Below are 21,218 nucleotides of genomic sequence, written 5' to 3'. Positions count from 1 at the left end.
GGCAGGCGCTTCAGGCCGAAGCTTCGGGCGGTGGCTACAAGGTGCTGTGGCAAAATGCGAACGGGTCATATGCTGAATGGACCACGGATGCTTCGGGGCAATACCAAGGCGGTGTTAGCATCGCCAATGTTGTGGATGTCGAAATCTTCTACAGTCACGATATTGATGGAAATGGGACCATCGGTCCTGCTCAACCAAAACTGAGCGCTTTGTTGGCACCCGAAAACAATACCGTGACGGTGGCCGAGGAGTCCGGTGCCTCCGAATGGGACGAAGATGTCGACTATCTGGAATTCGTGCCAGACTTGCCCACCTTCCAGAATGAGGAAGATATCTATGGATTGGTTGTCTCTTGCGTGAAAAACAACATTTACGGGCCTTCGACAACCATCCTGGAAGCTGTGTGGCATGAAGCCACAGACAATGTGTCAGAAGAGGATGCCAACCTGACAATTGCATCCTTGATGGAGGATGACAGCTTCTTTTGGTAATGTTGACCCCGCTCTGTAGGAGATGCTGATCGCGCTGCGATTGCCTCGGATACATTTCTGGTGCGAAAGAAGTGTATCTATGCCGAAGAAACGATTCAGTGACGTGCAAGTTGCCTTTGCGTTGTAACAGGCTCTGAGAAAGACTTGGGTCAACTGGCCTCAGGGAATCGTATTCAAGATCCAATTGGGGTCAGGTTTATGTGGACGGCTCAAGGCTGACTCTTCGGGGTTGAGATATTTGAATCCATTGGGGCGTATCGCACGTCAACAAACTTTCGTTTCACGTCACGTCAAAGGAGGTATGGCGACAGTTGGCCAACCTTCTGTTGATACAAGAATAAGGGACCTTTCCAAGGTCGCAGAGGAAAACCCCAGGCGCAGCGACCGCATATACATGGCTTGCAATTGGTTCGAAATCCGCCCGGAAATGCGCTGTGCTTTTGACGCAGATCACCGAATAACTCAGAGGGTTTAACCCGATATGTGTGAAATGTGCGCGATCCAGGCATTGGTTTCGTATGCTTGTGACGACAAGGTCGATCTCGGCGTCGTGTCCAACCAAGCGAAGCGCAGCTGTCTTGCCAAGCGTAGCTGTTCCGCCGCCATACATTTCACCGGTATAGCGGCATGTGCCATCACTTAAGGAAAGCACTTCAAACTCTGCCCTGAATGGAACATGTCCGGCCAGGTTCGACTTTGCGCCGATAGCCAAAATGATCCGTGCGCCCTCCCCTGCCGCATGGGCCTGAATGGCACTTTCCGGATCATGGAACAGACCCATCAGAACGTTTTTTACCCCGCCCTCAATCAAAGCGGCCAGCAGCCCCGTTGTATCTGACGTTCCGCCTGCGCCCGGATTGTCCTGAACATCGGCTAGAACGATGGGTTTTTCGCGCCTTTGACGACATGTAGAAACGGCCTCTTCCAAAGACAACATCTTACATTCAAGATTGGCCTCACGGGACAGGAACATGCTGACAATCTCTTTGGCAGCGGCAGCCGCTTTTTCAGCAGTCAAGGCATAAGCAAGGCAGGATGGACCGGTGTCAGGAAAATCCGCCGCCGTAAAACCAAGAGCGATCTCTGCCAGAATGCCTTGCTGTTCAAACCTGACAGGCAATTGATAGATATCACTGATCGGCGCAGAACCCGTGTGTTGCGCATGCAGGGGGATCAGGTAAGGCACCGGTTGGAACGTTTTGTATAGGGTTTCACCCGCCAGCAGGCGACGCAAGACTGGAACGCATCGTGCACCCGCTTCCGCCATATCCAAATGTGGGTAAGTGCGAAAAATCGACAGGTAATCTGAGTGTTCGACCATTTCGGTGGAAATGTTGGCGTGAAGGTCCAAACTTGCAACCACTGGAACGTCTGGACCCACAGTTTCACGAACGCGACGCAAAAGCTCTCCTTCACCGTCAGCAAGGCTTTCGGAGACCATAGCTCCGTGCAGATCAAGATAGACACCGTCAATCTGGCCTGCGCCCCATATTCCGTCCAACAGCATCCCGCAGATCGTTTCGAATGCATGATCGGTGACATGGGCGGACGGTTCGGCAGAGCACCACAAAACGGGAATGACATCAAATCCCGCTGCCTGTGCCGCGGCGGTGAAACCCGCGATCGGAAGGTTCATGCCTTCGGTTTCCAGAACAACCTGTGAACCATGCAGCATTCCCGGCCAGGAATCCGCCATCTCAAACTCAGGCATCCCAGCTTTCGTTACACCGAAACAGTTGGTTTCATGTTGAAACCCCGCAATCACAATACGCTTGGTCGCCATTATGCGTGCTCAAACTCTTGTTCAGTACACACAGCGGAAAAAACCCTTTCGCCATAGCGGATGGTTTCAAGCACGACAGTGTCTGACAAGCGGTCCGGGTCGTGCAGTGGATTGCGCGAAAGAACAACAAAATCTGCAATTTTACCCGTTTCTATGGATCCGCGTTGATCTTCCTTGAACACCTGCCACGCGGCTTCGATGGTTTGGGCCCGCAGGGCTGAAATAACGCTGATCTTCTGATCCTCGCCAAGCACACGGCCAGAAGCGGATTTTCGGTTCACCGCGCAATGGGCAAGATGGATTGGACGCGTCGGTGTGACCGAGGCGTCGTTGTGGATCGTGTATCGCACGCCATACCGTTCGGCTGACGCCGCTGGCGATATCCGTTCGGCTCGCTCGGGTCCCAGGAAAGTATCGTAATGACGATCCCCCCAAAAGAAGACATGGGCGGGAAAGAAGCTGACGGTCAGACCAAGCCGGGCCATACGCTCCAATTGGTCATCCCTCAGAACCTGGCCATGGATAATGGTGTGTCGATGATCCTGGCGCGGGTGTGCAACAAGCGCCTTTTCCACCGCATCTATGAACATCTCGGCACCGGCATCGCCATTACAGTGGCAGTGAATCTGCAAGCCCTGACTGTGGAGCTTTTCTACATCCGCAACCAGCTGCTCTTGCGAGGTATAGGTCATTCCACAAGGATTATCAGGGCTGGCAGGTTTGAAATATGGAGCGGACAAATACGCGGTCTGTAACTGAAACGCCCCGTCCGTAAACAGTTTGCGCGGACCCAGCGAAAAATGCGGGTTGCCCGGCCAGCTCGTTCCAATCCAACGCGAAGATAACACTGGCTCCAGATCTCCGACGGGCAAAAGCTCGATGTCAATTCCCGGATCCTGATCCGCAGGCAGGCTGGCGAAGTGGTCCAGCATGGGCTGCGATGCCCAGGCATTTTGGGCATAGGTCACACCATGGGCCAGGTATTCGCTGCGGCAGGCGTCAAAACCCCGCCAAAACCGGTCGCGGTCAATCAGGAAATCAGTGTCGCCCATTTCACCCATGGCCGACAGCCCTTCCATCAATCCGGTCAGCGCTCCGGTTTCCGGATCGCGGCCATAACGGCCCCCCTCTGGATCAGGAGTTTCACGGGTTATCCCGCGTCTTTCCAACGCGAGAGAATTTGCCACGCCATTATGACCCGACGCGTGAATGACCCAGATTGGATGGCGTTGTGACACGCCGTCCAGTTCGGCCCGTGTGGGCATTCGACCTTCCAGAATGGACGTATTGTCAAAGGACACCCCCATGACCCATTCACCCAAGGGTGTTGCACTCGCCTTTTCGTGAAGCCTGTCCAACGCCTGTGACATGTCTCTGCAATCCCCTAAAGGCGGCGAAGACAGATCGACACGGAACAGCCTGACAAAGCCGGGATCGGGAAAGTGCCCGTGTGGGTCGATAAAGGCGGGCATCAGGGTACGACCCTTCAGATCTTGCTCGTGCGCATCCGAAGGCATGCGGGCGCGCAACTCAGCCTCGGCCCCCACTGCCTGAATTCTGTTGCCGTCAGTCAGCACCGCCTCTGGTGAAGAGTTCTGCGCATCCATAGTCAGGATGGTGCCGTTGAAGTAGAGTGTGCTTGGCATTGGATTTCCTAGTTACGACAGCGGGGCCAGACAACGCAGCCCATGGCCGCCCTTTACTTCCCATTCCGGGGTTTGGGTGCAAATGTCTCTGGCAAAGGGGCAACGCTCGCGAAACTCACAGCCAGATGGCCGCCTGAGCAGGCTGGGAGGTTCCCCTTTGAGAGCGATCCGTTCCAGTCGCGCATCCGGGTCCGGCTCGGGGTTGGCGCTCAGAAGGCAGCGGGTGTAGGGATGGCGCGGATCGTTGAAGATCGTTTCGGTTGTACCCTCCTCGACCAAACGGCCCAGATACATGATGCCCATTCTGTCGGCCACGTGGCGCACGACGCTGAGGTTGTGCGTGATGATGACCATCGCCAGCCCCAGCCTTTCGCGCAGATCGTTGAGCAGGTTCAGCAACTCACCCTGGACCGAGACATCAAGACCGGCAGTCGGCTCGTCCGCAAGGATCAGCTTGGGTTCCAGCGCCAGGGCGCGCGCGACGCCCACGCGCCGGGCCTGACCTCCTGACAGCTGATAGGGATAGCGATCGGCAAAATGCGCGGGCAGGTTCACCATTTCCAATAGGCGCTTGGCCTCGGCATCCAGATCGCGATCCTTCATACCCTGAATGCGATAGGGTTCGGTGATCAGGCTGCGGATTGTCAGGCGGGGCGACAGGCTACCGACCGGGTCCTGAAACATCATCGCCATGTCTTTACGCAGCGGGCGCATGACGCTTTCCGGCGCGCCCCGAATTTCCCGACCTTCGAACGTGACCGAACCGTCCTGTGCAGGCGCAAGACCTGCAATCGCGCGGATTACCGTCGTCTTACCCGATCCGCTTTCACCAACCAGAGCGTAAGTTTCGCCAGGTTCTACGGTAAAGCTGACACCCGCCAGAACATTGACCGGTCCATAACTGGTTTTAAGATCCACGACATTCAGCAAGCTCATGTTGCGACCTCCTCGTGGTTCAGCCAGCATGCGGCGTGGTGGCCTTCTTTCAGTTGATCCAGTGGCGGCACATCGGTCGCGCAGCGCGCCATGGCCTGATCACAACGGTCCCGAAAGATGCACCCACCGGGCAGGTTGGCCAGATCAGGCACTTCACCGGGGATGGTGGGCAAAACGCGAGCGCGTTCTTTGATGTGGCCGGGATCACATTCGATCAGACGACGTGTATAGGGGTGTTTGGGATTGTGGAAAATCTCACGCACATCGCCGCTTTCGACAACGGCTCCTGCATACATCACCACCACCCGGTCGCAGAGTTCCGCGATCACGCCCAGATGGTGCGAAATAAACAGAATGGCACAATGAAACTCGCGCTGTAATTCTTGTAGGCGCTCGATGATCTGTACCTCAAGAGTGGCGTCCAATGCAGTGGTTGGCTCATCCGCGATCAAGAGGTCCGGCTCGGACATCAACGCCATTGCTATGGCGATCCGCTGGCGCATCCCACCTGAGAACTCATGCGGATACTGCTTCAGGCGCGCTTCGGGATCGGGGATGCCGACAGCACCCAGCATCTTGGCTGCGTGGGTCAATTTATCCGCCTTTGACTGCTTTGAGCGATGCTGAATGTCCAGCATCTGCTGCCCGATGGTCAGAACCGGATTGTGCGTTTGCATCGGATCCTGGAAGACAATGGATATGTCTGCACCGCGCAGGTCGCGCATCTGACGCTCGGAAGCCTTCAACAGGTCCTGCCCTTTGAAACGAACCTCACCTTGACGGAACCGCGTATTGGGGGCGGTCAGGCGCAGGATGGATGAGATCAGGGTGGACTTGCCGCATCCGGATTCCCCGACAATACCAACAATTTCACCCTTGTTGACGTTGAATGTGATGTTCCTCAGGGCCTTAAGGTCGCCACGGCCCGTTTCGTAGTCAACACTCAGGCGGTCGATTTCCAGCAGTGTATCGGTCATCGCTGTTTCCTCAATTTCGGGTCGACCACATCACGTAGGCTTTCGCCCAGGAAAGTGAATCCAAGTGTTGCCAGAATGATCGGCAGGCCCCCGCCCACCACCAGCCACGGTGTTTGGCGGATCAGGGAATAGCCATCCTTGAGCAAAGCTCCCCAGCTGGGTGTCGGGGGTTTCACACCCAACCCCAAAAATGACAGCCCGGCCTCCAGCGCGATGACGGTGGGTATATCCATGGCTGCCAAAACAGCCAGAACCCCGATGATATTGGGTAGCATGTGCACACCCAGAATACGTGTCATGCTGGCCCCCATTGATCGCTCTGCCAGAATGAACTCAGAATTGCGAAGCGTCAGGGTCTGGGTTCGCGCCACGCGCCCATATGTCGGGATTGAGGTCGCCATGACCACGAATACAACTGTCTGCAAGCTGGGCCCGACAAGGGCCACAACAGCCAGTGCAAACATCACCGTCGGAAAGGACCGGATGGTATCGAAAAACAGCATCAGCAGGTTGTCGAGCCATTTTGGTCCGTACCCGGCTATCATGCCCAAAGTCAGGCCAATCGCCATCGCGCCGAAAACAGCTGGCAGCGCCACTTTAAGCGCAACCTGCCCCCCAGCAATCACCCGCGAAAACGTATCGCGACCCAGCTGATCCGTGCCCAACAGATGCGCCGCGGACGGCCCTTGCAGGCGGGATTTGATATCCATGGCAATGGGATCGTAAGGCACAATCCAGGCAGCAAATATCGCGCAGAACACGATGGTCCCAACGATTATCAAACCCATTAACCCAAGCGGGTCGCGGGCAACCCCGACTATGATCTGGCCAAGTTCGGAACGAGATTTTACCATCACTCCGCCTCCCTAATGAGCCGTGCGTGCGCGTGGATCGAGTAGCGCGTTGATCAGATCGGCCAAGGCGGTCGACACAACGAACAGTGCCGTTGATACAAGGACCGAACCCATCACAATCGGATAGTTTCGGGTCGTGATGCTGTCGATGACCAGCTTACCCAAGCCTGGTCGGGCAAAAACGATTTCGGCAAAAACGGCTGAGCTGAGCAGAAAGCCCATCCCGACCCCGATCACGGTGACCACGGGTAGAATTGCGATACGCAATGCGTAAACCATGACCACGCGACGTTCCGCGATACCAAAGGCCCGGGCCGTACGCACATGGCTTTCACCCATGACCTCGAGCATCGACGCCCGCACCAGCCGTGCGATATATCCTACCCAGCTGAGCCCTATGGCGAATGCTGGCAGAACCAGATGGTCAAGGCGGTCCCAGAACCCCTCTCCTGCCCCAATGGCGGGAAACCATTGCAAATTAACGGCGAAAACCAACAAAGCCAAAAGCGCAACAACAAAGGCCGGAGCGGCAACAAAACTGACGGAAATTGCGGCGGCGATCCGGTCGATCATCGTGTTTGGATGCGCAGCCGCATAAGCGCCAAGTGCGATACCAAGACTTGCGGACCACAGGATTGATGCAAAAATCAGCTCCAGAGTGAACGGCAATTGCTGAAACACAATCTCAGTCACAGACCGACCCGAGAAGACATCGGTGCCAAGGTCACCCTGCAAAAGGTTCGAGTAAAAGATCAGCAGCTGTTTCCAGATCGGTTGATCAAGACCAAGTGCGGCGGTGAGTTGGGCCTGAAGCTCGGGTGTGGCGCGCGGACCCAGCATGATCTGGACCGGATCGCCTGGTACAGCGCGGATCATCAGGAACATGACGGTGACCGCCACGAAAAGGATGAGCAGCGACAGCCCGAAGCGACGGGTTGCGAAGTTCAGCATGGCCAACTGGCTCCTTGTGGCTGGATGGCGTTGGTTATGGAGCGGCGAGTGTCAGCGCCCGCCGCTCCCTGTCGACCTGGGGAGGTCAGGTCGACTTGCCAAAGTAACGCAGCAGCGACAGCCCGTCCGGGCGCAATGCAGGAATGACACCTGCGCTGTGAATGACCGGTGTTGCCTCGTGTGTGATGAAGCGATAGGCACCGCTTTCTTCCATCAAGTCCTGCGCACGCTGGTACATTTCAGCCCGCTTTGCGATATCTGTTTCCCCAGCCGCAGCTTCGTGGATTTCGTTGAACTCTGCGCTGTTAAAGCGTTCCCAGTTCCACTTGCCAATTTGCTCGGGCGTAAACCACGACGTCGCATAATACGGGTCCGGCGTCATCGAATAGCGGTTCAGAACAAGTTGCAGGTTTTCGTTGTCGCCAGACGCCCAGAACGCACCGGATTCCAGAACATTCACCTCAACTGTGATACCGATTTGCGCCAGCGTCGCCTGAATGATCTGTGCAGTTGTCGTGAACGTTGTCTTGTTTAGCGTGTCGAGGGTCAGAGTGACGTTGGTTTCACCCGATTCCGCAAGCAGTTGAGCCGCTTTTTCGAAATTTGCCTCAGGTGGCACCAGCGAAGACGGCCGATGCCCAGCCAGACCCGGAGCAATGATCCCGGTTGCCGGCTCGGCTGCACCAAAATAGGCAGCCTCCAGAATGCTGGGGACATCTATGGCATGTTGAATCGCCTGTCGCAGCTTCTGATTTTGCAGCTTTGGATGTTCAACATTCATTCCCATCCAGACATAGTAAAGCGAGGGTTTCTCAACCAGCGATCCCCCATTGGGAACACCAGCGCGATAACGTTCGACTGAACCCAGCGACACGCGAGTTACGTCCAGTTCGCCCGCTTCAAACGCGATCTCGGCGGTGTTTTCGTCGTCGATCGGATAGATCTCGATTGTGTCCCATGTCGGAGCATCGCCCTTCCAGTCAGGGTTGCGCTTAAGAACCGTTTTTTCCTTGGGCGACCAGCTGTCCCGCAGATATGGGCCGGACTCTGCCACCGGATCAGCACCGATCCGGCCACCGGCTGCTTCGACCGCTGCTTTCGAAACAATGTTTCCGGTGATGTAAGGCAGGGCAATGGACCAAATCGGTGCGAAGGGTTTGTTCAACACAATCGTCCCTTCGCGTTCACCGGTCACTTCAACATGGCTGAACGGTCCCAGGTCGGGTTTGTTTGGGCTGTCGGTCGCGTCATCCACGATCCGTTCCATGCTGAACTTGACGTCCTCGGCGGTCATGGCGCCAAAGCCGTTGGTGAAGCCGATATCGTCACGCAATGCAAACTTGATATGGGTGGGGTCAACCTGCTCGATCATCGTTGCCGCGTCGAGCTGCCAGCCCCATTCCTCGCCTGGCTTATACTGGATCAGCTTGTTGTAGATCGAGGCATGTACCTCTTCTTCCACGACACCAACCGAGTGGGCCGGATCCATATTCTGTGCATCGCCATAGGCCCGTACCCGCAGAACACCGTCGTCTGCTGCAAATACGCGATTTGCCCACCCCATCGGAAGCGCCGTGGTCGCTCCAAGCGCGGTTGCGCCTTTCAGGAACCCGCGACGACCAACATTGGCCTTTGTCCATTCTATCTTCATAGTATCCTCCCTAGGATTAAGTCAGAGAAATCCGCGTGGAATGGTTTCCGACCATTCCTTTGTCAGGACTTCGGTTTCATCGGCACCTTCGGTGGCGCGAAGTTTGCGGTAGAGGTAGAAATTCTGCGTGTCGCAACTCATGCGGCACTCGGTCGAGATGGCAACCTGCCACTCCGCCCGTTCGAAAGTGAAATTCCAGGCCGTCTCAAACCGGGCAGTGGCCGGGTCATCCGGATGTATGCCGTAATGCATGCGCACATCACTGCCGACAATCAGGCCGTGGTAGGGATCGCGCGATTTACCATAGTCATCAAACGTCTCAAGCACGATCCGGCCATCTTCGGTTTCGGTATGTTCGGATCGCGCGGTTGGCACCCGCAATTGCTCGGCGTCAAGAACCGGAAACTTCTGCGCCGGACCGGGTTCAGAAGCCTGGATTTCCCGCGACACTTCGCGCACCGGTAGATGCAGAGCGCAATCCTGCAAGTGCAATGTCACCTCTGCCAGATCTGGCGACGGCCAGATGATAGGCCAGTAGGATGTCGACATGGCCAGCCGCAACACGTGACCCTCATGCAATCGATGTGCACATTCGTTCAGGGCAATCTCGGCCTCGTAAATCTCACCGGGATGTAAGATTTCGGGCGCTTCATGACTGCGGTAATGGCACAGGTTCAACGACCGATAGCTAATGCGCTGTGAAATACCCTCGGGCGATACATCGCACAGGCGCGCAACAATCTGGGCGACGGGCTTGTCCACCGAAAACCGAAACTTCAGATTTGCCCGCCCCAGCAATTCCATCGACGTAAGCAACGGCGCGCTGTCAAAACTCAGCGACAAGGCATCGTCGCTTGCCTGATCGCCGGGCAGCTCGTTATCGACGCGCATACCCGCACAGAAATACCCGCTTTGCTTGCCGACATGGCAAGGCGACGCAATAGTTGCAAAGCCTTGGGATGGGCTAGTGTAGAACCCGCCCGGTCCCAGATGCCAGATCTGTTCGTGTACGTGCGGTGATGGCCAACGACCTTCGGCTATCCAACGACCTTGTCGAGGGCCGTTTTTCGGCGTCGGGTTGAAATGCTCTTGCATGTATGTCCGGTACGCAGGCAGATCTTCGGCGCCATTTTCCTGTCCTTTCAACCATCGATCAAACCAGCCGATGACTTCAGAATGGAAATCCACAGGATCAATTTTCGAGATATGCGCATATCGATGTTCCCACGGCCCTATGACCGCCTTGGTGGGCGATGTCAGGTTAGCAGCCAAAGCTGTCGGGGCGTTGACATACGCATCTGCCCAGCCGGTTATGGCTAAAACCGGGACTTGGATCGCAGACCAATCTTCGCAAACCGAGCCGCGCTTCCAATAAGCATCCCGCGTCTGATGACGCAGCCAATCTGCGGCAGAGAACGGAGCATTTTGCAGCCGCGCAAGCCAGTCCTCTCGCCAGTCTGAACGTAAGGCCGGATCCGCAGGTCGGGTCAGATAGGCGAACATCTGGCTGCCCCAGTTCATGTTGTCGCTCAGCAGGCAACCACCCATGAAATGGATGTCATCTGCATAGCGATCCACGGTCGAGGCGACGCTGACGACAGCCTTCAACGCAGGCGGTTGCCGGAAAGCCAGTTGCAAACCATTAAACCCACCCCAAGATATTCCGATCATCCCAACGTGACCGTCGCACCAATCCTGCGCTGCGATCCATGCGATGACTTCTTCACCATCACTCAGTTCCTGTTCCGAGTATTCATCTTCGAATTGCCCTTCGCTGTCGCCCGTACCGGCGATATCAACCCGAACGCAGGCATAGTCAGCCTCGGCAAATACCTTATGTGTTGTTTCATCCCTGGGCGCTGTGCCGTCGCGTTTGCGGTAAGGCAGGTATTCCAGAATGGCCGGAGCTGGACCGGTTTCGGGTAACCAGAGTCGAGCAGCAAGCCTCCGCCCGTCGGAGAGTGTGATCCATGTGTTTTCGACGGTTTTAACTGGCATCCGAGAGCTTGTTTTTTGCGAACTGATGCCGAAGAAGAAAACAATTTGCAGAAAAAACAAATTGTGCAATCTTATGCGAAGTGATGCTATTTGCAGCGTAATAGCGTCAAATCGCGAAAGGTTTTTCCATGTCCCAGTATTTTTCTGCCAACCTGAAGTCGCTATGCGCAGAACACGGCAATATTTCAAAGATTTGTCGGGATATTGGCGTCAACCGGCAGCAATTCAATCGGTATCTGAATGGCTCCAGCCTGCCTTCGGCCCACAACATGCGTCGGATCGCGCGCCATTTCGGCCTGACAGAAGCCGAACTGTTCGCTGAAGCTGCTCGTTTTGAGCAAATGCTAAAGGACGTCTTACCACCAACCGGAAAAACGCCCGCAGACGCGTTTCTGGATCCTTTTCGGGGCCAACACAAAAACCTCAGGCGCTATGTTGGTTTCTATCACTCGTTTTTCTGCACGCCTTCCTGGGAAGGGAAGATATTTTGTTCGTTAATCCGTATTCAGGAAGTTGATGGGCTTTTCACAATCCGGTCCCGCGAAATTGCCACATCACAAGACAAAAGCATGCACCAGATTTCTCGTTACGTTGGTTTGGTGACAATGCGGGGAAACAGGATATTTATAACCGAACATGAGTTGATGCGCGAAGGCAGCGTTGCCAATACCATCTTATATTCAGCGCACCGCCAGCAACTAAAGTATCTGCGGGGAATGACTATGGGTGTTGCTTGGCGCCCTTACCCGCATCCCTATGCCGCCAAAACAATCTGGAAGCGCCTGCACGAGAGGGTAACTGCGCGCGAGGCCATTGCCGCCTGTGGTATCTACTCAACCCATAGTACCAAGATTGATCCAACTGTCAGGAAACACCTTACCGAGGAGTGAAGTGTCGGAAGGATGTATGTGACGCTCTGTTTTTTCAGGATCACACCCGGCATATCAATTTGGCTTTGCTGTTCTGTTTACGCGTGTCCTTTTGGTGGTGTGCGGGTGTAAAGGTACTAGGGACGTTACCGTTTTTGTACCGTAGCCCATAAATAGTGACCCAACAGTTCATAGTGACACGATCAATTCGAGCGTTCCGCTCCGATAGTCACTGTCTGGTCCAATCAAACCGGAGACGTGTCCATCAGAATGATCGCTTTTCTCGTATTACTCGTCCAGATATGCGAAAGCCGATATCCTTGTTCCTTGCCGTCGCGGTCTAAAGCAATTTCTGCACCGAAGATCAGACTGAATCCGCGTGCGTTTCCAATAACGGCACGTTTCTGAGCCAGCGCTTCCATTCATTTGCGAGCATGCAATCCCACATTTTTCGCGCTCTCCAGCAATTGCTGTCTTTGATCTCTTCCAATACCGCGATCGCTGCAGCACAGGAAACGGGGTTGCTATCAAACGTACTGAAATAGCGATAGCACTTAAGAAAAGTAACAAAGAATTCTGCTCGTGTAACAACACCACCCACCGGATGGCCGTTCGTCTTTGGTTTCCCCAGTGTCACGATACCTGGCAGGATACTCCTTCACCCCTAACAAAATGGACCGGGTCGCCTTAGAGGGATAATACATTGGGTCCAAGCAGCTTTGTCTTGTCGGCAATAAGCTGACCTTTTTCCTGTAATGGTATGCAACTTTCGCAGGTATCCCTCGAGGCGGCGCCACGGCGTCCGAAGGTTAAATGCATTTGTTGGAATGACGAAGGTCAGCGATTTTTGCTGATCACACCCTGCTCGACCCAGGCATCAAATTGCACGAGGACCGCTTCGCTGAACGCGTTGTCGTTGATATGAGCGTCAAGTTCCGTCATCGGCACACGACCCGGTATAACCTTGCGTGCCTCATCCACCATATCTGCCAGTGCTTCAGGATCATGCGCCGCCTCGCCTTCTTTGTCCCATGCTTCAACCCCCTGAACAGGCAGGAAAAAGTGGACAGGTCCCGTTGCGGCCTCCATTCGGTTGGCCAGTTCACGGATCCAAGCGCGGCGTTCATCCCCATTGAAGACGGAACTCTTGATCAGTCGGTTATGCACGTGAAACGGACGATCAGAATATTGGTCGGGGATGTCCTGCCAGCCCGCGAAATCCAACAGGTCCAACGCTCCGGGCGCGATCATCTGCGGTGTGCCTACGCGACCTGCACTGGTTACACGCTCCTCGCCGCTGGACACGACAGAGCCCGCCATAAAATTTCCGAATTCCTGCATACAGAAATCCATCACGCAGGCAAATGCGCCCTCGCCAGCCAGCTTTTCAAATGCCATGCCACCCATGCCGGTAGAGTGGAAAACCGCCACCTCAAAACCGCGTTCCTCCAACGCCGGTTTCAACGTTTTCATGTAGCGCAGACAAGACGAGCCAAGACTGGTCATTCCAATCAATGGCTTGCTGCGGTCTGGTGCAATAGCGGCCTTGGTCGCGCCAACAACTGCCCCGGCTGCCTGGCTGAGTGAAGACTGGCAAATCGAGTTCATACCATAGAGCCCGCCGGCCCACAGGATCATCTGAATATCCGGCGCCAGACGATGCGGAGGGATCAGCGGAGAAAAGCTGACAGTGGACACAATGTATTTTGGTACACCCATCGGCAGCGCTTGTGCACAGTCCAGTGCCAGATCGGTGCCCATGGTACCGCCGGTGGCCAGCATCCCGTCAAAGCGGCCATCGGCATAGGCCTGGGCAACCACTTTTGCGGCACCCGCGGACATTACCCGAAAAGCTTTATTTTCATCCCCCTGTGCGATGACTTCATCAATGGTCATGCCACCGGCAGAAGCGACGTCGTGCTTTGAGATGTCTGTTGGCGTCTTGGGATCACCCAGCACTGAGACATCCATTGTCAGTACATTAGCGCCCTGTTCGCGAATTGCGTTTTCAATGAAACGCATCTCGGCTTCTTTCGTGTCATAGGTGCCGATCAGCAGGATCGTTTTCATAGTCATAAGCTCCTCCTTCGTTCCGCCGCCATTCGGAGCTTGATCCAGGCCGTTTTCAGGTAGAAGTATTTCTCAAGCGCGTGCAAAGACTTGTCGTGCCCATTGCCGGACTGGCGCACTCCTCCAAGCGGTACGGTCAGATCAGCACCGCCATAGGTGTTCACATGCACGACGCCTGTGCGGATACCAGCCACCATACGGTGGGCGCGGCCAAGGTTAGATGTCCAGACACCGCCAGCCAGGCCATACACGGTGGCGTTCGCCAACCGGATCGCGTCTTCTTCGTTTTTGAAGGGGGTCACCGCCAGAACGGGGCCAAAGACTTCGTTCTGAAACAAGTGGTCCGTCTCTTTTACCCCGGCCATTACGGTCGGAGACATATAATAGCCGCCACTCTCCATCAGGATGCGATTACCACCGGTGCGCCGCTCTGCCCCTTCCGCCTCGGCTTTGGCAACAAAATCCAGATTGGCCTCAAGTTCCGGCAGGCTGTGAACGGCACCAATCTGGCTGTTCAGGTCCAGCGGATCGCCGACGCGAAAGTTTTCAGCATGGCGCGAGACTTCGGCCACGAAATCCTGGTAGATATCTTCCTGAACAAGAAGGCGAGAGCCAGCAACGCAGACTTGACCGGAGTTGCGGAAGATACCTGCCGCGGACACTTTGGCGGCCTCGGCCAGATCCGGGGCGTCGTTGAAGACGATGTTGGCTGACTTACCGCCCAACTCAAGGTAGCAGCGCTTCAGATTGGAACGAGCTGAATACTCCAGCAACCGACGACCCGTCGCACCTGACCCAGTGAACACCATAATGTCCACATCCATCGACAGTGCCAGTGCCTCGCCCACAACCGAGCCGCGACCTGTCACGACGTTGAACACGCCATCCGGAACCCCGGCTTCAGCAGCCAGTTCAGCAATCTTCAAAAGGCTGAGCGAAGCGCTTTCTGCGGGTTTCAATACTACGGAATTGCCTGCCGCAAGGGCCGGAGCAATCTTCCAGCTGCCGATCATCAGCGGAAAATTCCACGGTACGATTGCACCCACCACGCCGACCGGGGCATGGTGTACCAGGCCAAGAATATCGTTACTTGTTGGCGCGATCTGGCCATAAATCTTGTCGATTGCTTCGGCATAGTACCGAAATGTCGCCGCCGCCGAAAGCGCCTCGGCTTTATAGGCCATGCTGATCTCGGTGCCGTTGTCGCGCACCCCCAGAACAGAGATTTCCAGCGCACGCTCTTCGATCAGATCCGCCAGCCTCAGCAACACTTTCTTGCGCCCTGACGGTGCCATTTCGGACCATCGCCCGTCCTCGAATGCAACCCGAGCGGCCAGGACGGCAGCTTCAATGTCCGCCGCGCTGCCATCGGCGATCCTAGTCAGAGGTTGGCCATCGATGGGGGACAACACTTCAACCTGCGCACCCGTTTCACCGTCAGTGAAATTGCCGTTAATGAAGTGGCCGCGCGGGGCGACTTGCTGCATTCGCAGCGCGTCGATTAGGGACTGATCCATGGATATTCTCAACCTTGTTGATTTGGGTGATCTGCATCGACGGGTTCGGCGTTTGGTTCTGGTCGCAGCTTATTTCTGAACTCGAAGTACAGAGCCCGAAAGTGCAGAATGAGGATCAGAACAATCATACCGAACAAGATGGCGGCAATCGGTCTATCAACAAAATCCAGCGGTGAATTAACCCGAGCCATGGCGCTGCGGAGCTTGACCTCCATAATGCCGCCCAAAACCATGCCGAGGATGATCGGAACGATCGGCAAGTCCAGCCGTTTGAGGATCAGACCGAACACTCCAAATGCCGCGGCCAATGCACAGTCGGTGATCGAGTTGCGCAGGCTGTATACGCCGACAAACGCCAGGATCAGGATCATGATGCCCAGAAAACGAGTTGGAATCTGAATGATCTTGAGCAGCAAGTTGGTCGAGAACAGCAAAAACACCAGAACGATCACGTTCAGCAGGATCAACGCCATATAGAGGGCCATGACGAAATCCATCTGGTTTTCGAACAGCTGCGGCCCGGGTATCACATTGTGCACGTAAAAGACTGACAACATCATTGCCGTCAGTGCCTCGCCAGGAATACCCAGCGCCAGCAGCGGGATCATCGCCGCTCCGGGAACAGCATTGTTTGCGGATTCAGAAGCCACCAGCCCTTCGGGCGAACCATCGCCAAAGGCTTCTGGATTTTTAGAGGTTTTTTGTGCGTATGTGTATGACAGGAATTGCGAGGTGAACTCGCCGGTGCCCGGCACCATGCCCATGAACACGCCGATGCTGGATGACACGGTTGCAATACGCTTGAGGCCAAGCAGCTCTATTAATCCCGCAAAGATGCTTCCGCCAACATGTGCTTCACCCGGTGCATGGTTTTTTTCCAGCAACAGAAGCAATGCCTGACTGATTGCGAACAGCCCCAGCACAACAACAATCAGGTCTACCCCAGAAGCCAGCCAGCTTTGCTCGAACGTGAAACGACGGGTGTATTTGACCGGCTCCAGCCCGACAGTGTTCAAGAACAGACCAAATGCCGCCAGCATGCCCGCTGCAAAGATCTGGCCGCGATGAGCGAGAATTACCAATATGATGCCAAGCAACGCGGCTAGGAAAATCTCACGGCTGCCAAAATGCGGGGCAACGAGTGCTAGGACGGGAGACAAGAGCATAAGGCAAATTATCGAAAAGATGCCTCCAAAAAATGACGCCGAATAGGCCAGTGACAACGCCCGATGACCCTGGCCGCGCTTCGTCATTGGATAGCCGTCATAGGTGGTCAAGGCATTGACTGCAGTGCCCGGTGTATTGATCAGGACGGCAGGGATTGCACCGCCATACATCGAGGACCCATAGATGCCTAGCAGCAGGGTCAGGCCAACGATGGGTTCAAACGCGAAAGTGGCGGGTAACAGAATGGCAATTGCCACCGGCGCTCCCACCCCTGGCAGAGCGCCAATAATCACGCCTCCGATTGACCCGATCAAAAGCGCAACGATTACCGGCCACTGCGCAAGTATCGAAAAACCTGATAATAGAGCATCCATCAGCGAAACCTCAAAGATACGTCAGCGCAAACGCGCGAACCGTGTCGGGTAAATACTCATAGAGAGCGCCGGCCGGGATTTTCACCTGCAAGAAAGCCCTGAAGATGACCGTGACACAAACGCCGAACAATGCGGCACAACCGATACCCTTAGCATCGCGAAACCCGGTGCGAATTGCCAAAAACACGGCAAATATTACCGTCGCGGGAAGATACCCAAGCAAGGGAACAGCTTTTACGTAAACGAGGAAGTAGAAAACATATTCAAACGACCTCAACCAGAATGCCACTTCGGTCCACCGTCCGTGACGCCGCTGTGACATTGCTGAACTGAGCCAGTGCAGAAATCCGAAAATCACCATGGCCCAGAGGGCTATCATTGGCCAAAGACTGGGTTGCGCAAACCACTTGGTTCGCTTGACGATTTGTGTCTGCTCGTCCAGCTGCATTAACAAAAAGACAGCAAACGCAAGGAACACGAACGCAAAAACTACATCGCCAGGACGGCGATATCGTTTGAACATGTCCTGTAAGGTTTTCGCGATCATCTCTACCTCCCCACCGATTAAAATAGGCCCGGCAGTTTGAATCCTGCCGGGCCAATCTTGAGTTATTCGCCCAGAATCTCTTCGATTTTGGCGAAAGAGGCTTTGTCTTTTTCAATCTGCGCGTTGGAGGCGTCCGGGTCCTGCCAGTAGATCAGTGCACCTGTTTCCTCGGCAAGCTGCTTAGCTTTGTCGGAGCTCAGAGCCTTTTGAGCGGCTGCCGCGATCTTCTCGCGCGCCTCTGCCGGGGTGTCTTTGTGAACGAACAGACCGTTCCATAGTGCCAAAGGCAGGTCAGGATTTAGCTCGACAACAGTCGGAGTGTCAGGGACCAGGGGAATCCGCTCACCGCCGATGCTGGCCAGAACATTCACCTGATCTAAGCAGGGTAGTATAAGTTGAAGTGTCGTGTTGATCACGTCCACGTCGCCTGAAGTCAGGGTGTTGCAGTCCAGAGCATCAAATGCGGCTTCACTGGCGAAATCAAACCCGCTGCTGACAGCAGCTGCGAATGTCACCTGGGTGGGGGGCAGGACAGAGCCGAAATGCCCCAGTGCAACATCGTTATCTTTGCCATGTTCCACCAACTCCTCCCAAGATGAGAAGGGTGCGTCTTTGCTGGACGCTATCACGAACGGATAGGTCAGGAAGATGCCAATTGGGTCAAATGGGTTGGGGTTCAGCTCTGGAATGCCAATCTCGGGGCCAATCACCGGCACGCCTATTACAAAAGAGCCGACCGTATAGCCATCGCCCGGAGCAGTCGCGACTTCGACAGCACCCGGGAACGGACCACCGCCACCGCCAGGCTTGTTCACGACTGCTGCCGGCACGCCGTACATTTCCTGAAATTCATCTGCGATCAGACGTGTCAATACATCCTCCAGATCGCCCGGAGGCCACGGAACGACGAAGGATACAGGTTTCTCTGGATACTCAGCGAAAGCAGCTGATGCAGAGATCGCCATTACGGCAGCGGTAAGAATTTTCTTCATGGACTCCTCCCATTATTGGTTCACATAATGAACCCGCAAGTCATGTTTATTGTTGCGTTGTTAATTACATTGTGTCAAGTATTCTCTTAAGGAGGAGGAGTAACTTATGGGAACTGCTCTTAATGCGCTGAGATTGTTGGAGTTATTTTCCAACGCACGGCCCGAAATCGGGTTGACCCAGATGGCTCGGCTATCTGGTGTCAATAAGGCGACTGTTCTTCGGCATCTGCGTGAACTGGAAGAGTTCGGATTGATCGAGCAGAATCAGGGAACAAAATCCTATATGATTGGCCCGGCGGCACTGCGTCTTGCCGCGTTACGCGAGATTGCAAATCCCGGCCTCAAAGCAGCGCGCCTCAAAATGCAGGCCGCGATGCAACAAGCAGGAGAAAGCCTGCACCTTTCTCTTCTGGAAAATGATGTTCTTCAAACGGCGCTAGTGGTCGAGACAACTCAGCACAGCGTTCGAGTTAGCCTAGACCCCACGGAAGTCCTTCCGCTCAACGCCACAGCCTCAGGGTTGTGCATGCTTTGTTTTGGCCCTCCCGCACTTTTGGAAGGCCTCAAAAATCGCGACTTGCCCCGTATTACTGCCTCTACGCTAACGAACCTTGAACTCATTCAAGAACGTCTCGTCGAAGTAAAGGAAACCGGTTGGTCCTATAGTAACGGAAGTTTCGAAACCGGTGTTCATGGCTTTGCAGCCCCGGTCTTCGGAATTGATCAACTGGCGCTTGGGACGGTTTCATTCGCGGTTCCTGAAATCAGAACCGCAGGCGACCGGCAGCCGCCCCTACTGAATACCCTGAAACAAGTTTCGCAAGAGCTTACGGCAATCTTTGGTGGCCAGGCTCCTGCAAACTTTCCAACTGAGTTTCGACCGAGTGTTCGGTCGGACGAAATTCCCGGAGAATTTTGAAATGAAGGATTCCAACTTCCTTAAGGAAAACAACGCCCGCTATTTTTGGCACCCGATGGCGCACCCTGCCGACAGCCAAAAGAACCCGCCGACCATTTTGGTTGGCGGTGAAGGGGTTAGCATCATCGATGTCGACGGCCACAAGGCCATCGACGCCGTGGGAGGGTTGTGGAACGTCAATCTGGGTTATTCCTGCGAGCCAGTGAAGCAGGCGATTGCCGACCAACTGAGCGCTTTGCCCTATTATTCAACTTTCCGTGGCACCAGCAACGACAAGGCGATCGAATTGTCATACGAGCTGGCCCGGTTCTTCGAGCCAGATGGATTGACCCGCGCGTTCTTTACTTCGGGCGGCTCCGATTCGGTTGAAATCGCACTGAAATTGGCACGACAGTACCACAAGGTACGCGGCGAGGACGGGCGCACCAAATTCATAAGCTTGAAACAGGGGTACCACGGGACCCATTTCGCTGCAGCGTCGGTCAATGGCAACCAGAAGTTCCGTGCTGCCTACGAACCGATGATGCCTGGATGTTTCCACATCCCGGCACCATGGACTTATCGCAATCCCTTCGACGAGACCGATCCCGAGCGTTTGGCACAGCTTTGCGTCAAAGCATTGGAAGCTGAGATTGCGTTCCAGGGTGCAAATACTGTTGCAGCGTTCATCATGGAACCTGTTTTGGGTGCTGGTGGTGTAATTTCACCGCACGAGAGCTTCATGCCGTTGGTGCGCGAGGTCTGCTCGAAACACGGCGTTCTGTTGATCTCGGATGAAATTATCACAGCCTTTGGCCGCACCGGCAGCGAAAGCGGAGCCCGGCACTGGGGTGTGCAGCCGGACATTATGACGACGGCCAAGGCTATTACGAACGGGTATTTCCCATTCGGCGCTGCGATGATTTCCGGTCAAGTTGCCGAAGTGTTCGAACGCGACACCACTGGCAAAGCGTCCGTCGATCAGGGCTACACCTATTCCGGCCATCCGGTCGGAGCGGCAGCAGCCTTGGCAGCACTTGCGGAAATTAACCGCCTGCGGGTGTGGGAGAACGCCGCCGCTCGTGGGGTTGAACTGTTTACCGGCCTGAAAAGGCTGGCCGACAAGTACGACGTGGTCGGCGACGTGCGCGGCGGTGAGGGCCTGATGTGCGCGCTGGAACTGGTTTCGGATCGCAGCACCAAAGCACCGATTGCCAAGCATCTTCCGTTGCAGGTGCAGAAGGCAGCATATGATGACGGTGTCATGGTCCGGGTGTCGGGTAACAACATTATTCTGTCGCCACCACTGATCATCACGTCTGACGATGTGTCCAAGATCCTGTCGGCGCTGGATACCGGTTTGGCGAGCCTTTGAAATCTTCCCTGACCTCGCCGTTACTAGGCGGGGTCAGACTTTGACGGCTTGGAGTTCTTCGAGCAGGTCGAGGAGTTGGTTGAGTTTTTCTTGTCCCATTTGTTTTTCGATACTTTGGTAGA

General features: G+C 55.1%; 19 protein-coding genes. 4 read left to right on the top strand and 15 right to left on the bottom strand.

Annotation, left to right across the window (positions count from 1 at the left end):
• On the top strand, positions 1-491 hold a 491-nt coding region (locus ACR0BZ_RS18970; RefSeq protein ID WP_480901108.1), incomplete at its 5' end, for a hypothetical protein.
• Between the two features lie 280 nt (positions 492-771).
• Here ACR0BZ_RS18970 and ACR0BZ_RS18965 read toward each other — a convergent pair.
• From ACR0BZ_RS18965 to ACR0BZ_RS18930, 8 genes are all read right to left on the bottom strand, one after another.
• Positions 772-2,274, bottom strand: coding sequence for a M81 family metallopeptidase (locus ACR0BZ_RS18965; RefSeq protein ID WP_480773690.1), 1,503 nt, complete (start codon positions 2,272-2,274; stop codon positions 772-774).
• Complete coding sequence (locus ACR0BZ_RS18960) at positions 2,274-3,920, bottom strand: amidohydrolase (protein WP_480921003.1); 1,647 nt, start codon at positions 3,918-3,920, stop codon at positions 2,274-2,276. The genes ACR0BZ_RS18965 and ACR0BZ_RS18960 overlap by 1 nt, the downstream gene beginning before the upstream one ends.
• 12 nt (positions 3,921-3,932) lie before the next feature.
• The gene (locus tag ACR0BZ_RS18955) at positions 3,933-4,856 is read right to left on the bottom strand and encodes an oligopeptide/dipeptide ABC transporter ATP-binding protein (RefSeq protein ID WP_480921002.1); all 924 of its coding nucleotides are present in this window, start codon (positions 4,854-4,856) and stop codon (positions 3,933-3,935) included.
• Entirely contained in the window at positions 4,853-5,833 is a 981-nt protein-coding gene (locus ACR0BZ_RS18950; protein WP_480484899.1) for an ABC transporter ATP-binding protein, read from the bottom strand. Before ACR0BZ_RS18950 ends, ACR0BZ_RS18955 begins: the two co-directional genes overlap by 4 nt.
• Positions 5,830-6,687 (bottom strand): ABC transporter permease, encoded by an 858-nt coding sequence (locus tag ACR0BZ_RS18945; RefSeq protein WP_480484900.1) that lies wholly within the window; start codon positions 6,685-6,687, stop codon positions 5,830-5,832. Before ACR0BZ_RS18945 ends, ACR0BZ_RS18950 begins: the two co-directional genes overlap by 4 nt.
• 12 nt (positions 6,688-6,699) lie before the next feature.
• Positions 6,700-7,638: an ABC transporter permease gene (locus tag ACR0BZ_RS18940; RefSeq protein ID WP_480484901.1), complete on the bottom strand. Its 939-nt coding sequence runs from the start codon at positions 7,636-7,638 to the stop codon at positions 6,700-6,702.
• Positions 7,639-7,723: 85 nt separating this feature from the next.
• Complete coding sequence (locus tag ACR0BZ_RS18935) at positions 7,724-9,289, bottom strand: ABC transporter substrate-binding protein (RefSeq protein ID WP_480484902.1); 1,566 nt, start codon at positions 9,287-9,289, stop codon at positions 7,724-7,726.
• Positions 9,290-9,310: 21 nt separating this feature from the next.
• Positions 9,311-11,287: a CocE/NonD family hydrolase gene (locus ACR0BZ_RS18930; protein WP_480921001.1), complete on the bottom strand. Its 1,977-nt coding sequence runs from the start codon at positions 11,285-11,287 to the stop codon at positions 9,311-9,313.
• Between the two features lie 128 nt (positions 11,288-11,415).
• On the opposite strand from ACR0BZ_RS18930, the gene ACR0BZ_RS18925 reads away from it, so the two are divergent.
• Positions 11,416-12,177 (top strand): helix-turn-helix transcriptional regulator, encoded by a 762-nt coding sequence (locus ACR0BZ_RS18925; protein WP_480921000.1) that lies wholly within the window; start codon positions 11,416-11,418, stop codon positions 12,175-12,177.
• A 224-nt stretch (positions 12,178-12,401) separates the two neighbouring features.
• Here the strand turns inward: ACR0BZ_RS18925 and ACR0BZ_RS18920 are convergent, their stop codons facing one another.
• From ACR0BZ_RS18920 to ACR0BZ_RS18890, 7 genes are all read right to left on the bottom strand, one after another.
• Positions 12,402-12,578, bottom strand: a complete 177-nt coding sequence (locus ACR0BZ_RS18920) for a hypothetical protein (protein ID WP_480921005.1) — start codon at positions 12,576-12,578, stop codon at positions 12,402-12,404.
• Positions 12,521-12,757 (bottom strand): hypothetical protein, encoded by a 237-nt coding sequence (locus ACR0BZ_RS18915; protein WP_480921004.1) that lies wholly within the window; start codon positions 12,755-12,757, stop codon positions 12,521-12,523. Before ACR0BZ_RS18915 ends, ACR0BZ_RS18920 begins: the two co-directional genes overlap by 58 nt.
• Before the next feature lie 236 nt (positions 12,758-12,993).
• Positions 12,994-14,232: a Tm-1-like ATP-binding domain-containing protein gene (locus ACR0BZ_RS18910; protein WP_480920999.1), complete on the bottom strand. Its 1,239-nt coding sequence runs from the start codon at positions 14,230-14,232 to the stop codon at positions 12,994-12,996.
• Positions 14,229-15,743 carry an aldehyde dehydrogenase gene (locus tag ACR0BZ_RS18905; protein ID WP_480920998.1) on the bottom strand — a complete coding sequence of 505 codons (1,515 nt, stop codon included), beginning with the start codon at positions 15,741-15,743 and terminating at the stop codon, positions 14,229-14,231. Before ACR0BZ_RS18905 ends, ACR0BZ_RS18910 begins: the two co-directional genes overlap by 4 nt.
• A gap of 8 nt (positions 15,744-15,751) precedes the next feature.
• Positions 15,752-17,284 carry a tripartite tricarboxylate transporter permease gene (locus tag ACR0BZ_RS18900; protein ID WP_480489336.1) on the bottom strand — a complete coding sequence of 511 codons (1,533 nt, stop codon included), beginning with the start codon at positions 17,282-17,284 and terminating at the stop codon, positions 15,752-15,754.
• A gap of 10 nt (positions 17,285-17,294) precedes the next feature.
• Positions 17,295-17,831, bottom strand: a complete 537-nt coding sequence (locus ACR0BZ_RS18895) for a tripartite tricarboxylate transporter TctB family protein (protein ID WP_480484908.1) — start codon at positions 17,829-17,831, stop codon at positions 17,295-17,297.
• 62 nt (positions 17,832-17,893) lie between these two features.
• On the bottom strand, positions 17,894-18,823 hold the full coding sequence (locus ACR0BZ_RS18890; protein ID WP_480920997.1) for a tripartite tricarboxylate transporter substrate binding protein: 930 nt from the start codon (positions 18,821-18,823) through the stop codon (positions 17,894-17,896).
• Positions 18,824-18,929: 106 nt separating this feature from the next.
• Here ACR0BZ_RS18890 and ACR0BZ_RS18885 point away from each other — a divergent pair, with 106 nt between their 5' ends.
• A complete protein-coding gene (locus tag ACR0BZ_RS18885) occupies positions 18,930-19,742 on the top strand; it encodes an IclR family transcriptional regulator (RefSeq protein WP_480901118.1) in 813 nt (270 codons plus the stop codon).
• A gap of 1 nt (position 19,743) precedes the next feature.
• Positions 19,744-21,096 carry an aminotransferase class III-fold pyridoxal phosphate-dependent enzyme gene (locus tag ACR0BZ_RS18880; protein ID WP_480920996.1) on the top strand — a complete coding sequence of 451 codons (1,353 nt, stop codon included), beginning with the start codon at positions 19,744-19,746 and terminating at the stop codon, positions 21,094-21,096.
• Positions 21,097-21,218 lie beyond the last annotated feature (122 nt).

This window comes from Ruegeria sp. P8, from assembly GCF_056534665.1.
This window is presented reverse-complemented; position numbering and strand designations above follow the sequence as displayed.